The sequence below is a fragment of the Pseudonocardia sp. ICBG1293 genome, from assembly GCF_020131355.1.
GTDB lineage: Bacteria > Actinomycetota > Actinomycetes > Mycobacteriales > Pseudonocardiaceae > Pseudonocardia.
On the sequence record NZ_JAHLEL010000060.1, the window covers coordinates 35,896 to 50,556 of the forward strand.

Annotated in this window: 13 protein-coding genes and 4 pseudogenes; 9 read left to right on the top strand and 8 right to left on the bottom strand. The window is 67.3% G+C overall.

What is annotated here, in order from left to right; translation table 11 throughout:
* Positions 1 to 648 precede the first annotated feature (648 nt).
* Entirely contained in the window at positions 649 to 1,488 is an 840-nt protein-coding gene (locus tag KPF47_RS34310; protein ID WP_224386569.1) for an IS5 family transposase, read from the top strand.
* A 31-nt stretch (positions 1,489 to 1,519) separates the two neighbouring features.
* On the opposite strand, the gene KPF47_RS34315 is transcribed toward KPF47_RS34310, so the two are convergent.
* The 6 genes and pseudogenes from KPF47_RS34315 to KPF47_RS34340 all read right to left on the bottom strand — a co-directional run.
* Positions 1,520 to 2,113 (bottom strand): plasmid pRiA4b ORF-3 family protein, encoded by a 594-nt coding sequence (locus tag KPF47_RS34315; protein ID WP_224386178.1) that lies wholly within the window; start codon positions 2,111 to 2,113, stop codon positions 1,520 to 1,522.
* A gap of 226 nt (positions 2,114 to 2,339) precedes the next feature.
* A complete protein-coding gene (locus KPF47_RS34320; protein ID WP_224386690.1) occupies positions 2,340 to 3,572 on the bottom strand; it encodes an IS110 family transposase in 1,233 nt (410 codons plus the stop codon).
* A gap of 113 nt (positions 3,573 to 3,685) precedes the next feature.
* Complete coding sequence (locus KPF47_RS41195) at positions 3,686 to 3,844, bottom strand: IS3 family transposase (protein ID WP_224392823.1); 159 nt, start codon at positions 3,842 to 3,844, stop codon at positions 3,686 to 3,688.
* A 64-nt stretch (positions 3,845 to 3,908) separates the two neighbouring features.
* Positions 3,909 to 4,610: pseudogene (locus KPF47_RS34330) on the bottom strand (IS3 family transposase); the annotation flags it as partial.
* Entirely contained in the window at positions 4,586 to 4,876 is a 291-nt protein-coding gene (locus KPF47_RS34335) for a transposase (protein WP_178374588.1), read from the bottom strand. The gene KPF47_RS34335 and the pseudogene KPF47_RS34330, both read right to left, overlap by 25 nt.
* A gap of 171 nt (positions 4,877 to 5,047) precedes the next feature.
* Positions 5,048 to 6,055: pseudogene (locus KPF47_RS34340) on the bottom strand (IS110 family transposase); the annotation flags it as partial.
* 359 nt (positions 6,056 to 6,414) lie between these two features.
* On the opposite strand from KPF47_RS34340, the gene KPF47_RS34345 reads away from it, so the two are divergent.
* The 6 genes and pseudogenes from KPF47_RS34345 to KPF47_RS34365 all read left to right on the top strand — a co-directional run bounded on the left by KPF47_RS34345 (position 6,415) and on the right by KPF47_RS34365 (position 9,668).
* Positions 6,415 to 6,753 (top strand): DUF4258 domain-containing protein, encoded by a 339-nt coding sequence (locus tag KPF47_RS34345; protein WP_224392800.1) that lies wholly within the window; start codon positions 6,415 to 6,417, stop codon positions 6,751 to 6,753.
* A 31-nt stretch (positions 6,754 to 6,784) separates the two neighbouring features.
* Positions 6,785 to 7,015 carry a DUF2283 domain-containing protein gene (locus KPF47_RS34350; protein WP_224392801.1) on the top strand — a complete coding sequence of 77 codons (231 nt, stop codon included), beginning with the start codon at positions 6,785 to 6,787 and terminating at the stop codon, positions 7,013 to 7,015.
* Positions 7,016 to 7,018: 3 nt separating this feature from the next.
* Positions 7,019 to 7,504, top strand: coding sequence for a peptidase inhibitor family I36 protein (locus tag KPF47_RS41200; RefSeq protein ID WP_224392802.1), 486 nt, complete (start codon positions 7,019 to 7,021; stop codon positions 7,502 to 7,504).
* Positions 7,505 to 7,872: 368 nt separating this feature from the next.
* Entirely contained in the window at positions 7,873 to 7,995 is a 123-nt protein-coding gene (locus KPF47_RS39420; protein ID WP_255661514.1) for a hypothetical protein, read from the top strand.
* A gap of 54 nt (positions 7,996 to 8,049) precedes the next feature.
* Positions 8,050 to 9,009, top strand: a pseudogene (locus tag KPF47_RS34360) (IS1634 family transposase); the annotation flags it as partial.
* A gap of 66 nt (positions 9,010 to 9,075) precedes the next feature.
* Positions 9,076 to 9,668, top strand: a pseudogene (locus tag KPF47_RS34365) (plasmid pRiA4b ORF-3 family protein).
* A gap of 31 nt (positions 9,669 to 9,699) precedes the next feature.
* On the opposite strand, the gene KPF47_RS34370 reads toward KPF47_RS34365, so the two are convergent.
* Complete coding sequence (locus tag KPF47_RS34370) at positions 9,700 to 10,539, bottom strand: IS5 family transposase (protein WP_224386569.1); 840 nt, start codon at positions 10,537 to 10,539, stop codon at positions 9,700 to 9,702.
* Positions 10,540 to 10,619: 80 nt separating this feature from the next.
* Positions 10,620 to 12,044, bottom strand: a complete 1,425-nt coding sequence (locus KPF47_RS34375; RefSeq protein ID WP_224386384.1) for an NF041680 family putative transposase — start codon at positions 12,042 to 12,044, stop codon at positions 10,620 to 10,622.
* A 287-nt stretch (positions 12,045 to 12,331) separates the two neighbouring features.
* Here KPF47_RS34375 and KPF47_RS34380 point away from each other — a divergent pair, with 287 nt between their 5' ends.
* The gene (locus KPF47_RS34380; RefSeq protein WP_224386276.1) at positions 12,332 to 13,174 is read left to right on the top strand and encodes an IS5 family transposase; all 843 of its coding nucleotides are present in this window, start codon (positions 12,332 to 12,334) and stop codon (positions 13,172 to 13,174) included.
* Positions 13,175 to 13,307: 133 nt separating this feature from the next.
* The gene (locus KPF47_RS34385; RefSeq protein ID WP_224388607.1) at positions 13,308 to 14,192 is read left to right on the top strand and encodes an IS5 family transposase; all 885 of its coding nucleotides are present in this window, start codon (positions 13,308 to 13,310) and stop codon (positions 14,190 to 14,192) included.
* The last annotated feature ends 469 nt before the right edge of the window (positions 14,193 to 14,661 follow it).

A 14,661-nucleotide genomic window follows, 5' to 3' on the forward strand; every position in this document is an offset into this window, starting at 1 on the left:
ACCTCTTAGCCGGGCTAAGGCTATAGCTTGCTCCGCCGGAGGCGGGGCCGTGGCGGTTCTCCCGGTGCGGTGCGGTGCGGTGCGGTCGGGAGTGAAGCGTTCGTGCGGCACCGGCACCGGCACCGGCACCGGCGCCGGGTCCGGGATCACAACGCTGTGCATAGGTGAGGTGACTGTTGATCTTGGGGCGCGTACGTCTAGCGCTGTCTAGTGCGAGCGGCGACGGCCCGTGTTGATCTTCGGTGGTGTCCCGCCGCTGAAGATCAACCGCCACCGGACCTATGCATCTACTGATGATCTTCGCCGGTCCGCTCCACCCCACCCCACCCCGCCCAGCCCAGCCCCGGTCCGGTCCGGTCCGGGGCGGGGCGGGGCTGGGCGGACCGCGGTCGCCGGGCTGCCGCCTGCGGCTGAGCGAGTTAGAGCGCCCGGCAAATGAGGTCGTGGGGGTGTCGTTGCAGGTAGAGGCACGGACTCTCCAGGCGACCATCAGGACATCAGCAATCCCATGATCACTTGCAGGTCCGTGTCTCTACCAACACCGACACACGGCCACCTCTACTGCCGGACGCTCTAATAAGAGGTCGTTTCAGAAGTCGGCGTGTCGGTCCTGTGTGGATCGGCGCTGGTAGCTGATCATGTCCGGTCGTGGCGCGGCGATCTTGTGTCGAGCGATTGGTGAGCGACGAGCTGTGGGCGCTGGTGGAGCCGCTGCTGCCCAAGCCGCGCAAGCACAAGCGGGGACGGACAGGCCGTCCGCGGGTGCCGGATCGGGCCGCTCTGGCCGGGATCGTGTTCGTGCTCAAGACCGGGATCAGCTGGAACGCGCTGCCCGCCGAGCTCGGCTGTGGGTCCGGAGTGACCTGCTGGCGGCGGCTACGGCAGTGGCAGCAGGCCGGGGTCTGGGCCCAGCTGCACCGGGTGATGCTCGACCGCCTCGCCCAGCAGGGCCTGCTGGACTGGTCGCGGGCGGCGGTGGACAGCGTGAGCGTGCGGGCCAAGCGCCGCGGCGAGGCCACCGGGCCCTCGCCGACCGATCGCGGGAAGGCGGGCAGCAAGTACCACGTGCTCTGCGACCGAGGCGGGCTCCCGCTGCATGCGCTGGTCACCGGGGCGAACACCCACGACAGTCGGATGCTCGCCCCGCTGCTGGACACCAACCCCGGCGTCCGCGAACGGGCGGGACAGCCGGGGCGTCCGCGACGTCGGCCGGACAAGGTGCACGCCGACAAGGGCTACGACTATCCCCGCTGCCGCCGCTACCTGAGTGGGCGTGGGATCGGGGTGCGGATCGCCCGGCGCGGGATCGAGGACTCCACCCGGCTCGGGCGGGTCCGCTGGGTCGTCGAGCGCACCATGTCCTGGCTGCTGGACTTCCGCCGCCTCGCGCTGCGCTACGACCGCGCCGAATCCACGATCACCGCGCTGTTATCGCTGGCCTGCGCCCTGATCTGCCACCGCCGCCTCACCAAGCCGAAGCCGAAGTGATGGTCGACCCAGCCCTCGCTGAGGCACTCGCCTACGAGGTCGGGGCCAGCGGCCGCCAGGCCAGCCACTCCAAGGCCCGGTCGGCCTCGTCAGGGTCGAAGCGGTGCGGGTCGAACGGCCCGCCCGCCCACTCCAGGCGCTCGGCGCGGTCGGGATGGTCAGGGTCGGCGAGCACGGCCTGGAAGTCCTCATACCCCCCGATCCCGCCGACGTCCTCGGGCGGGCACGCCCCCTGCCCGGCGACGCATCGCGGATAGCACACTCCCGGCTCGACGGCCGCGACCGCCTCGACGGTGATCTCGTGGGCCCAGTTGTCACCGAAGTCGTAGACGTAACCGAACCGGTCACCAGCCTTGACCAGCCGAAACAGCTTCTCTTTCGTCTCGTCGGCGACATCCTGTCCGGGCCAGTCCGGGTCTGGGATCCCGTAGCGGCGCCCGACGATCTCGAACTCGTGCAGATGAGAGTTCGTCCAGCCCATCACTGACTGCACCACCTCGTGCAACACCGCCAAGTCGACCTCGCCCGGCACCTGCACCCGACGCCGGACCGCCGGCACCACCTCGGTCAGGACGATCTCCAACTCGAAAATCTTCGTCTTCTCAGACACACGAGGCGCGACCATCAGCCGATGCTGCCAGCCCCGCCGTCACCGGCAGAACCGGGCCCACCACTTCTGAAACGACGTCTAAGAGGTCATTTCAGAACGAGGTCGACGTGTCTGTTGTAGACGACAAGCGGCTATCTGACCTGCCGTTTGATCTGTCGTCGAGGGGTCAATGGAAACTCGACAAGTCGTTCTGAAACGACCTCTAAGGAAAACGCTCGGGGGGGGTGTCTCTATGGGTTCGTCAAGCGGCGGCGAGTTCTGGATCGGGGTTGTTGACCGTGGGCGGGTTGTAGGGGCGGCGGTCGCGGAGCATGGCGTAGATGACGTCGGTGCGGCGTCGGGCGAGGCAGATCAGGGCGGCGTTGTGTCGTTTGCCGGCGGCTCGTTTGCGGTCGTAGTAGGCGCGGCTGGCGGGGTCGGCCAGGGCGGCGAATGCGGACAGGAACAGCGCGGATTTCAGGGCGTGGTTGCCGCGCTGGGATCGGGTTTCGCCTTTGATCGAGGTGCCGGAGCGGCGGGTGACTGGGGCGAGGCCGGCGTAAGCGGCGAGGTGCCCGGCGGTGGGGAACCCGGAGCCGTCGCCGACGATGGTGAGGATCTTGATGGCGGTCCTGACCCCGAGTCCGGGCATCGAGGTCAGGACCGGTCCAAGAGGGTGGGCCTCCAGGCGGGCTTCGAGCTCGTCGGCGAGCTGGTCGCGTTCGGTGTGGACCTGGCGCAGCTGCCCGGCGACGCCGGTGATGACACGGGCGAACGCGGCCGTGCCGGGAACGGTCAGGCTCTGGGCGTCGAGCGAGGTCAGGATCTGGGCGGGAAGGGTGCGGGCCAGTCGAGGCGACCGGGCCCGCATCGTCTCGGCGATCCCGTCAGCGCCGAGCTCTCGCAGGGCTTGCGGGGTGGGCGCGGCCGCGAGCAGGTCGAGCACGCCACCGCGGTCCAGGCGTGGCCCGAGCAGGCGTTCCAGGGCGGGATGAACATGCAGCAGGGCGTCGCGCAGCCGGTTCGTCAGCCGGGTGCTCTGCCCAGCCAGGTCATCGTCGTAACCGGCGAGCACAGTGAGTTCGGCGAGGGTCTCGTCGTCGGTGCCGACCCGGCGCAGGGTGTGCGGCATCGTCCGGGCGGCCTCGGCGATCACGTGGGCGTCGCGGGCGTCGGTCTTGGCCTGCCCGGGATGCAGGTCGGCGATGCGGCGCATCGCCAGCCCGGGCAGGTAGGCCACCGTGATCCCCAGATCACGAGCGACGGCGATGGCCAGCGCTCCGATCGAGGCGGGCTGGTCGATGACCATCAGCACCGCGCCGTGCTCGGCCAGCCCGGACAGCACGGTGCGCAGCGCCGATTCGTCGTTGGGCAGGGCCTTGTCGTGCACCCGCTTCCCGTTGGTGTCGACCGCGCAGGCGTGGTGTTCGGACTTGCCCACGTCCAGGCCGCAGAACACCGCGAACCCGGTCGGGTGCTGGTCAGGATCGGGCAACCGCCGCTCCCTTCTCGTCGCGGCAGGCCGACCACGAGCACCCGCGCCGGCAGCCACGTTACGAGCAGACCACACGGGTCAGGTGTGGTTCCCCCGAGATCGTGGAGGGTTCCCTATGCCGCGTCTCGAGTGAGGGCGGCGTTCTCGTAGACGATCGGTGCGAGCCCGGCGGCGGCGCTGTGTCGTCGCCGGTGGTTGTAGAAGCCGTAGCACCAGTCGATAACCACCGCCCGAGCCTTCGCAGTGGTGTCGAAGTCGTTGCGGGACAGCACTTCCCACTCCAGGCTGGAGAAGAACGCCTCCGCCGCGGCGTTGTCGAAACACGACCCGACCCATGGACTGGCGGATGTCCAGGCGGCGACACAACGTGGCGAACGCGCCGGCGGTGTAGGTCGAGCCGCGGTCGGTGTGAAAGATCACCCCTGCGATCCCGTCCGCGCCGCCGCGGGCCGCGACGGCCATCCGGATGGCCTCACACGCCAGCTCGGCGTTGGGGTGCAGCCCGGTGGCCGCGCCGAGCAACCTGCGCGAGTACAGGTCGATCACCGTGGCCAGATACAGCTTCCCGGCCGCGGTGGGGATCTCGGTCATGTCCCCGACCCAGCGGCGGTTCGGCTCGGCGGCGGTGAAGTCGCGGTTCAGCAGGTCCGGGAACTTCGGCGCCGCCTTGTCCTGGCGGGTCAGCCCGTTGCGCCTCCGGATGCGGCGGGCGACCAGGCTCTGTCGGCGCATCGAGTCCGCCACGGTCTTCTCCGACACCTTCCACCCCGCCTCACGTAGGTCCGCGTGCAACCGCGGCGAGCCGTGCAGACGCTCGGCGGCGTCGAACCCGGCCCTCACGGCGGCGTCGAGCGCGCGTCGGCGCTCCTCAGTCGCAGTCAGGCCGCCACCGGGACTGGTGGCGCGACTCAGCCACTTGTACAGCCAGGAGATCGACACGCCGAGCAGCGCGCAGGCCAGCGTGTGCGGCACCCGGTGGAAGGTCCTCTGGTCGGCGATGAAACGTGCCACGCTCACTTCGTCGCCTCCTTGACCCACAGGACCACGGATCGTTTGAGGACATCACGCTCCATCCGCAGCTCGGCGTTCTCCGCCCGCAGCCGCTTGAGCTCGGCGATGTCACCCCGGGAGAGGCCTTCGGTGTCCTCGCGGGCCTCCCGCGCTCGGGCCACCCAGTTGCCCAGTGTGCCCTCGTTGACCCCCAGGTCGCGGGCGATCTGGGCGATCGGCTTGCCGGTCTCCTCGACGATCCGGACCGCACCGTCACGGAACTCCCGGTCGTATCGCTTCCGTACCTCTGGCATCGCCACCCCTTAGAGGTCGTTTCAGAACGACTTGTCGAGTTTCCATTGACCCCTCGACGACAGATCAAACGGCAGGTCAGATAGCCGCTTGTCGTCTACAACAGACACGTCGACCTCGTTCTGAAATGACCTCTTATAGCTGATGCCTCCCCGATCATGGGGGAACCGCACGAATGCCGACAAGAACAGCGCCGATTTCAGGGCGTGGTTCCCGCGCTGGGAGCGGGTCTCGCCCTTGATCGAGCTGCCCGAGCGGCGTGTCACGGGGGCCAGGCCTGCGTAAGCGGCGAGGTGACCGGCGGTGGGGAACGCAGCGCCGTTTCCGACGATCGTGAGGATCTTCAAGGCGGTCCTGAACCCGAGACCGGGCATCGAGGTCAGGACCCCGGCAAGAGGGTGGGTCTCCAGCAGGTCCTCGAGCTCGGCGGCGAGGGTGTCTCGCTCGATGCGGACCTCGCGCAGCTGCGTGGCGACCCCGGCGATCACTCTCCCGAACGCGGCGGTGCCTGGGACGACGACGGTCTGGGTGTCGAGCGCGGCCGGGATCGTGGCGGGCAGTGTTTTGGCCAGCCGCGGGGAACGCGGTCGCATGGCGGCGGCGATCACGGCCTCGCCGAGGTCGCGCAGGGCCTGCGGTGTCGGGGCGGTGGCGAGCAGATCGAGCACTCCGCCGCGGTCGAGCCGGGGGCCGAGCAGGCGTTCCAGGGCTGGGTGGACGTGGAGCAGGGCGTCGCGCAGCCGGTTGGTCAGCCGGGTCGACTGGGCGGTGAGGTCGTCGTCGTAGCCGGCGAGGACGGTGAGCTCGGCGAGGGTCTCGTCGTCGGTGCCGACCCGGCGCAGCGTGTGCGGCACGGTGCGGGCGGCGTCGGCGATGACGTGGGCGTCGCGGGCGTCGGTCTTGCCCTGGCCGGGGTGCAGGTCGGCGATGCGGCGCATCGCCAGCCCGGGCAGGTAGGCCACCTCGATGCCCAGCGAGCGGGCCGCCGCGACGGCCAGCGCACCGATCGAGGCAGGCTGGTCGACCACGACCAGCGTCCGGCCGTGCTCGGTGAGGCGTGTGAAGACCTCGGTCAGCGCGGCCTCGTCGTTGGGCAACGGCTTGTCGTGCAGCCGCTTCCCAGCCCGGTCCAACGCGCAGGCGTGGTGCACCGACTTTCCCACGTCCAGGCCGCAGAACACCTCGAAGCCGGTGTTGTCGGATTCCGACAAGAAGGTCTCCTCGCTCGTCGCCGCAGGCCGACCTGGACACCCGCGCCGGCCGCCACGTTACGAGCAGACCGCGCGAGCGGGTCAGGTCTCTATCAGCGGTCGTTGGCGCCCGCCGACCACGGTGACAACACCCCCCCAGATCATCAACGACAGGGGCGATAAGTCATGCCGTGGCCGGTGGCCTACAAGCCCTCACCGGGCTTGATCAAGAAGGTAACGGGGCTCCCTTCGGCAGGCAGGAAAGCTGCCCTCCCTCCGGCAGGAGCCTTGTGAGTGTCCGTTCTCCATGATCTACTTCGTTAATGACACGATTTCTTCAAGTAACTCTTGTGGCAGTACTGTTGTTTATGGCAGGACTAGGGACAAGTTCGTCGCCTGCGATAGCTTCAGACCTGAAATCTTCCGTTCAAGGAAACTTGCTTTCTTGGGGATTTGCAGCAGAGAAGTTTGCCAACCGGCCACGCCACATTTCGGGGTACGCCATCCATGCGAAGCTACGTATGAGCGAACGCGATATTGGAGAAAAAGAGGTCACTGCGCTGGTTCGTTTCGGCCCAGAAGGGGTTGATCAAGGAGACGGAACCTGGAAGATTATGGAAGCAGATACTCCATTTGCTGTGGTGATCAACCAGAATGCCTGGATCGTCACAGTCCATCCGGTGATCTGAGCCTGAAGTGATTATTAGGAGAGAAGTGTCGGTGATGCTGGAACTGGATGAGGTTGGCGACGTGGCCTACCTTCGTTTTAAAAGTCTTTCCACTGATGATGCGCGTCGAGTTCGAACAGCTTTAGTGGAGGATCGACAAGGCGTCATGTATGGGGCACTGGATTTGGGGGACGAAGGGAAAGGTTATGCGATAGGACTGGAGATTCTGAATGCGTCAAAGCGTTTGCCGAGCGAATGGCTCAAGGAAGGAGAGTGGGCGTAGATCATGAAGAGACAGGTGCTAGGTGGACTATTGGTGGCTGTGGGAGTCCTGCTAGCTGTTGCTGGACCGGCAGCTGCGGCGGATAGTGGGAAAGAAGAGGGTGGGCAGTCTTGCGTAGTGTACGCGCCAAAGAATTTCGAGTGTTTCTCCAGCAATGCTGAGGCAAACGCAGCAGCGGATGCGCATAGCGGGCAACGAACGCCTCAGGAGTACCAAGGAGGAGCATTCGATTGCGCATGGGGCTGGTTGTGTTTGTACGGGTCGACCGGCGGTAATGGCCGTCGTTTGATATTCAGTGACGAACGGTGGCACAGGTTGGACGATTATGGTTTCGGTGGAAAAGTGAAGTCGTGGAGAAACAATCAGCTTTGCCCAGATGATGGGATGCTCGGTGATGGAGTAGGTGGTGCATTGGTCCTAGAGGGGTGCGGCAGGGCTGCGGTAATGGACCAGTATTGGTCAAACGCTGCGATCCATGTGCATGGATGAACTGATGGCTGGGCGGGTGGAGAGTTTCGAGCGAGACAGCTACTAGTCGTTCTCTCGGTGAGACAGGGCGGACCCCCGGTGGGGGTCCGCCCTGTTTGTGTGTAGCGGTCCTGTGTTAGAGGTTCTTTCGGCCCTGTCCGTCATCTGGGCGTAGCCAGACCTGGCGGCCCAGGAATAGCAAGGGTGGGGTGTCCCTTGCTATTCCTGGGGGGTCAGGTATCCCTTGTGGCAGATGATGGACAGGGCCGAAAGAACCGGATCCCTGTCCGGAGTCTGCCGGGGTTCGGGGCCCGACTTGGCTCACGGTTCGGCCTCTGAGCTGTGGGTGACGCTGTGACCTGCGGGTCCTGCTGCGGTAGCGGCGGGAAGTGCGCACTAAGAGGTCATTTCAGAACGAGGTCGACGTGTCTGTTGTAGACGACAAGCGGCTATCTGACCTGCCGTTTGATCTGTCGTCGAGGGGTCAATGGAAACTCGACAAGTCGTTCTGAAACGACCTCTAAACGAGGGTTCGTAGGCTCGGGTCTGTGGCGTACGTGCGCACGGTGCGGACCGGGTCGGGAGCGACTGCGGTCCAGATCGTGCACGGCTCACGGGCTGGCTCCCGCGATATCGAGCACCTGGGCTCCGCCCACGACCCGGACGCGGTCGAAGCGCTCAAGGCTGCGGCCCGCCAGCGCCTGGCCGGTGGACAGGGCGAGCTGGAACTCGACCTGGGCGAGGCCGGTGCTGCTGTGGCGGCGGCGAGTGGATCGGGGCCGTTGCCGATCGCCTCCTCGCGGATGACTCCGCTGTGGGACGCGCTCAACGCGGCCTACGGCCAGCTCGGTTTTGACGTTGCGACCAGCGGCGATGAGGTGTTCTGTCACCTGGTGCTGGCGCGGATCATCGAGGCGACCAGCAAGCTCGACAGCCTGCGTGTCCTGGCCGAGGCGGGTGTCGAGACCGTCTCCTATGCCACGGTGAAACGCCGTTTGCAGCGCTATGCCGACGACAGCTGGCGGCGTGGGCTGGCCGCGGCCTGCGCCGCGCATGCGGCGCTGGGGCCGGCGTCGTTGGTGCTCTACGACGTCTCGACGCTCTACTTCGAGGCCGACCCCGGTGATGGGTTCCGCGAACCCGGCTTCTCCAAGGAACGCCGCCTCCAGCCGCAGATCACCATCGGGCTGCTGACCGATGCCTCCGGGTTCCCGCTGATGATCGAGGCGTTCGAGGGCAACCGCGCCGAGACCGCGACCATGCTGCCCACGTTGCGGGCGTTCATGACCGCCCACCAGCTCGACGACGTCACCGTGGTCGCCGACGCCGGCATGGTCTCCGAGGGCAACCGGCGCGCGATCGAGGCCGCAGGCCTGTCGTTCGTCCTGGGCGCGAAAATCTCGCAGGTCCCCTACGTGATCGCCGACTGGCATCGCCGACATCCCGACCAGGCGGTTCCTGACAAGCTGTTGCTGACCCAGCCCTGGCCCGCCGGGCACACCGACAAGCGTCGTGACCAGGTCATTTAGACGTCGTTTCAGAAGTGGTGGGCCCGGTTCTGCCGGTGACGGCGGGGCTGGCAGCATCGGCTGATGGTCGCGCCTCGTGTGTCTGAGAAGACGAAGATTTTCGAGTTGGAGATCGTCCTGACCGAGGTGGTGCCGGCGGTCCGGCGTCGGGTGCAGGTGCCGGGCGAGGTCGACTTGGCGGTGTTGCACGAGGTGGTGCAGTCAGTGATGGGCTGGACGAACTCTCATCTGCACGAGTTCGAGATCGTCGGGCGCCGCTACGGGATCCCAGACCCGGACTGGCCCGGACAGGATGTCGCCGACGAGACGAAAGAGAAGCTGTTTCGGCTGGTCAAGGCTGGTGACCGGTTCGGTTACGTCTACGACTTCGGTGACAACTGGGCCCACGAGATCACCGTCGAGGCGGTCGCGGCCGTCGAGCCGGGAGTGTGCTATCCGCGATGCGTCGCCGGGCAGGGGGCGTGCCCGCCCGAGGACGTCGGCGGGATCGGGGGTATGAGGACTTCCAGGCCGTGCTCGCCGACCCTGACCATCCCGACCGCGCCGAGCGCCTGGAGTGGGCGGGCGGGCCGTTCGACCCGCACCGCTTCGACCCTGACGAGGCCGACCGGGCCTTGGAGTGGCTGGCCTGGCGGCCGCTGGCCCCGACCTCGTAGGCGAGTGCCTCAGCGAGGGCTGGGTCGACCATCACTTCGGCTTCGGCTTGGTGAGGCGGCGGTGGCAGATCAGGGCGCAGGCCAGCGATAACAGCGCGGTGATCGTGGATTCGGCGCGGTCGTAGCGCAGCGCGAGGCGGCGGAAGTCCAGCAGCCAGGACATGGTGCGCTCGACGACCCAGCGGACCCGCCCGAGCCGGGTGGAGTCCTCGATCCCGCGCCGGGCGATCCGCACCCCGATCCCACGCCCACTCAGGTAGCGGCGGCAGCGGGGATAGTCGTAGCCCTTGTCGGCGTGCACCTTGTCCGGCCGACGTCGCGGACGCCCCGGCTGTCCCGCCCGTTCGCGGACGCCGGGGTTGGTGTCCAGCAGCGGGGCGAGCATCCGACTGTCGTGGGTGTTCGCCCCGGTGACCAGCGCATGCAGCGGGAGCCCGCCTCGGTCGCAGAGCACGTGGTACTTGCTGCCCGCCTTCCCGCGATCGGTCGGCGAGGGCCCGGTGGCCTCGCCGCGGCGCTTGGCCCGCACGCTCACGCTGTCCACCGCCGCCCGCGACCAGTCCAGCAGGCCCTGCTGGGCGAGGCGGTCGAGCATCACCCGGTGCAGCTGGGCCCAGACCCCGGCCTGCTGCCACTGCCGTAGCCGCCGCCAGCAGGTCACTCCGGACCCACAGCCGAGCTCGGCGGGCAGCGCGTTCCAGCTGATCCCGGTCTTGAGCACGAACACGATCCCGGCCAGAGCGGCCCGATCCGGCACCCGCGGACGGCCTGTCCGTCCCCGCTTGTGCTTGCGCGGCTTGGGCAGCAGCGGCTCCACCAGCGCCCACAGCTCGTCGCTCACCAATCGCTCGACACAAGATCGCCGCGCCACGACCGGACATGATCAGCTACCAGCGCCGATCCACACAGGACCGACACGCCGACTTCTGAAACGACCTCTTAGCTTGGTTTTTAACCTGTGTGTTGTCGTCGCGCGGTGATGGTGCGGTCGCGTTTGACCGTTTTCCCGACGTCGTGGCTGGTCGGGGTGTGCCGGTTGCGGGAGCCGGGTGGGCGGCCGGGACCGGGTCGGCTGGGTTTCGGTGCACTGGCCGGGAGGACGGTCCGCGCGCGGATGTTCCGAAAGGCGCGGCGAACCCGGGCCGGGGTGAGCCGGGTGGGGGCGGCGGGTCGTTCCCAGGGGCGGCGTAGGTCGGCGGCCAGTGGTCGGGCCAGGCGGAGTTGGGTGTGGGAGGCGATGATCAGCCAGGTCCAGCGGTCGGCGGCTTCGGGGGTGCGCAGCTTCGGGGTTGTCCAGCCGAGGGTCTGCTTGAGCAGGCGGAATGTGTGCTCGAGATCGAATCTGCGGAGGAACGCCTGCCACCAGCGGTCCACGTCGGCGGCGCTCGCGTCGGTGGCGGAGCTCCATAGCCACACGGGCTTCGGGTCGCGGTCGCCGGGTAGGTGGTCGACCTGCAGCCGGAGCAGGGTGCCCTCGATGATCGGCAGTTCGCCGGCGTGGTCGATCCAGCACGTGCGCCGGGTCAGCCGGGGGTGGACCCGGTCCCAGCTGGTCGCGACGGCAGTGCCGTAGCGGGTGGTCTTGGTCGTCGTGGTGTGCACCGGTTCGATCCAGGTGGCGGGCCGGTTCAAGGCGATCTCCGGGCCGTGCTTGGGTGGGCGCCCGGTCGTGCCGGGCAGCCGTGGCGGCTTGGGCAGGCGCAGGACCCGGTCCGAGCGCAGTCGTCCGACCAGCTCGACGGGCAGATCGGCCAGTACGTAGGCGAGGCGGGTGATGTCGTATCCGGTGTCGGTGACGATCACGATGTCCGGGTCCCCGGGGCGCCAGTGCCCGGCGCTGGTCAGTCGCTCGATGACCGCGCGTAGCTGGGTGGCGGTCACCGCGGTGGCGTCGTCGGCCGGGCCGAGTCGAACCGCGTCCAGGACCGCCGTCCACGACGTCCGGCCCGTCTCCAGGGCGGCGACGAACGAGTATGGCCAGCCCGGGATCAGCTGCGCGTTGCCCTTTCCGCGTCCGTAGACATGGCAGAACAGCCGCTGATCGCTGGTCGTAGCGTCCGGGCGCAGCCACGGGCTGACATCCACGGCGAGCACGATCCGACCGTCGACGGCACGGGGCAACGGGAGACCGGCCAGCACCCGGCGCAGCCTCCGGGCGGAGATCCTGCCACAGGCCAACGCGTCGTACATCGCGCCGTGCCCGCGACGGTGCTCAGCCACCAAGGTCAGCTCCGGTAGCGAGCGAACCGGGCCGTCCGCGCACAACACGGCGTCGGTGAGCTCGAACAGCGCATCCGCTCGCGCAGTCAACGACGCGTAGAACTCCTGCCGAAACCCGGCAAGATCACCCCGCCCGACCGGAGTGTCACCGAGCACCACTGGCCCGGCAGAAGCCACACTGACCACCACGGCCACCGCTTTCGTCTTCGATGTTCTGTGGAAGGAACCCGAAGATGATCAAGCGGTGGCCGTACCCATGTCCCGCCGACACGCCGCCCGAACTACATCAACCTCCCAGCAGCAGCTCCGGAAGGTTAAAGATCAAGCTTAGAGGTCGCGCGGATTGGTCACAGCTTGGCCGCGGTCGAGTGTCTGGGGGCGAGGGCGGGTACGGGCCTGCCGATCATGAAGTTATCTACGCTTCGTGATCGTCTGGAGGCCGCGTGCCCACCCTGCCATCATGGCTGACCGAGCCGTTGTGGGACCAGTTCACCGCGCTGCTGCCTCATCGAGACGAGTTCGATCCCACCCATCCGCTGGGCTGCCATCGCCGCCGGATCGCGGATCGGATCGTGTTCGACAAGCTCCTGCAGGTACTGCGGTTCGGCTGCTCGTATGAGGGCATCGCTGACAGCACCTGCTCGGCGACCACCATCCGCGATCGTCGTGACGAGTGGATCAGGCTCGGGGTCTTCGCCCAGCTGCGTCGGATCGTCCTGGACGCCTACGACCGCATCGTCGGTCTGCTGCTGCACGACATCGCCGTCGATGGCGCCATCACCAAGGCCCCCGGCGGCGGCGAGGTCGCCGGTCCGTCGCCGGTGGACCGGCGCAAACAGGGTATGAAACGTTCGGTGCTCGTCGAGGGATACGGCATCCCGCTGGGCCGAGTCCTGGCCGGAGCCAACCGGCACGACTCCCCGCTACTGGGCCCCACCCTCGACCGCCTCGATGCTCTCGGCCCGCTGCCCGACGACATCACCGTGCACCTCGACGCCGGCTATGACTCCGGCAAGACCCGCGACACGCTGGCCGAACGAGGCCTGCACGGCGAGATCGCGCACAAGGGTGAGAAAGCGCCGATCCAGGCCACCCGCCGCTGGCACGTCGAGCGGACCAACGCTTGGCACAACAGCTTCAACCGGCTGCAGCGCTGCTACGAACGACGAGAAATCGTCGTCGACGCGTTCTTCGACCTCGCCGACACGATCGTCACACTCCGTAGCTTGATTCGGCAGGCCTGGACCACACACCGCTGGAACGCCCGACCTGCACGACGTCCATGATCACCAACCAATCCGCGCGACCTCTTATTAGAGCGTCCGGCAGTAGAGGTGGCCGTGTGTCGGTGTTGGTAGAGACACGGACCTGCAAGTGATCATGGGATTGCTGATGTCCTGATGGTCGCCTGGAGGGTCCGTGCCTCTATTGCCAGAATCGCTGATCGACCCCCTCTGGGTCGAGTTCGCTGCCCTGATCGAGGCAGAGCGGCGCCCGGAGTTCGACCCGGCCCATCCGTGGGGCTGTCACCGTCGCCGGATCTCTGATCGGGTCGTGTTCGACCACGTCGTTGCCGCTCTGGTGCACGGTAGTGGCTACGAACGCATCGCCACGCCGGGTTGCTCGGACCGCACCATCCGCCGCCGTCTCGATGACTGGGCCACCGCGGGAGTCAGCGAGGAACTGCTCCGCACCGCGCTGGCCGGTTACGACCAGATACTCGGCCTGGATCTTGACGATCTGGCGGTCGACGGATCGATCACCAAGGCACCAGGCGGAGGCGAGGTGGCCGGCCGCAGCCCTGTCGGCCGCGGCAAGCAGGGCACGAAACGGTCCGTGGCCTGCGATGACCAGGGCATCCCGCTGCACCTGGTCGCGGCGCGAGCCAACGACCATGACTCGCCCCTGCTGGAACCGACCTTGACCGGCATCGTGACGATGATCGGCCCGCTGCCCCGCCACCGCGACGCCCACGGTGGTGATCTGTTCCCGACCGTGCACCTGGACCGCGGCTATGACTCCGGCAAGACCCGTACTCTGCTGCACACCCTGGGCTTCACCGGCGAGATCGCGACCACGGGGGTCCCGGCTCCGATCCAGGCAGGACGACGGTGGCCCATCGAGCGCACGCACTCCTGGATGAACGGCTACGGCAAGCTGCGCCGGTTCACCGATCGCCGGAAGATCATCGTCGAGTTCTACCTCGACCTCGCCGCCGCGCTCACCGTGATCCGCCGGCTGATCAACCGTGCCCGCAGCCGCTACCGCTGGACAACCCGACCCACGACCCGTCGACTCCGATAACCATCAATCGCCGGACGCTCTAAGAGGTCATTTCAGAACGAGGTCGACGTGTCTGTTGTAGACGACAAGCGGCTATCTGACCTGCCGTTTGATCTGTCGTCGAGGGGTCAATGGAAACTCGACAAGTCGTTCTGAAACGACCTCTAATCTGAGCCAAGTCGGGCCCGAGACGCGCAGCCCGGACACGAGACCCGCACCGGACCGAAGATCATCAGATGATGCATGGATCTGCTCGGTTGTCGAGAAGACCGCCCATGGACGCAGGCAACCCAAGATCAACAGCCAAAGGACCCACGCATCCACCGATGACCTCCGGCAGCCAGCGACATCCGCACCAACCGAACCGGCACCCCGAGGACGAGGAGCTGCCGCGCCGCTTCCGGTCCTCACCCGCCAAAGCCGGGCTGTCGTCCGGATCGACTTGCATACCGCTGGTGTCGACGGATCCTGAAATCTGACCCCCTGGCGT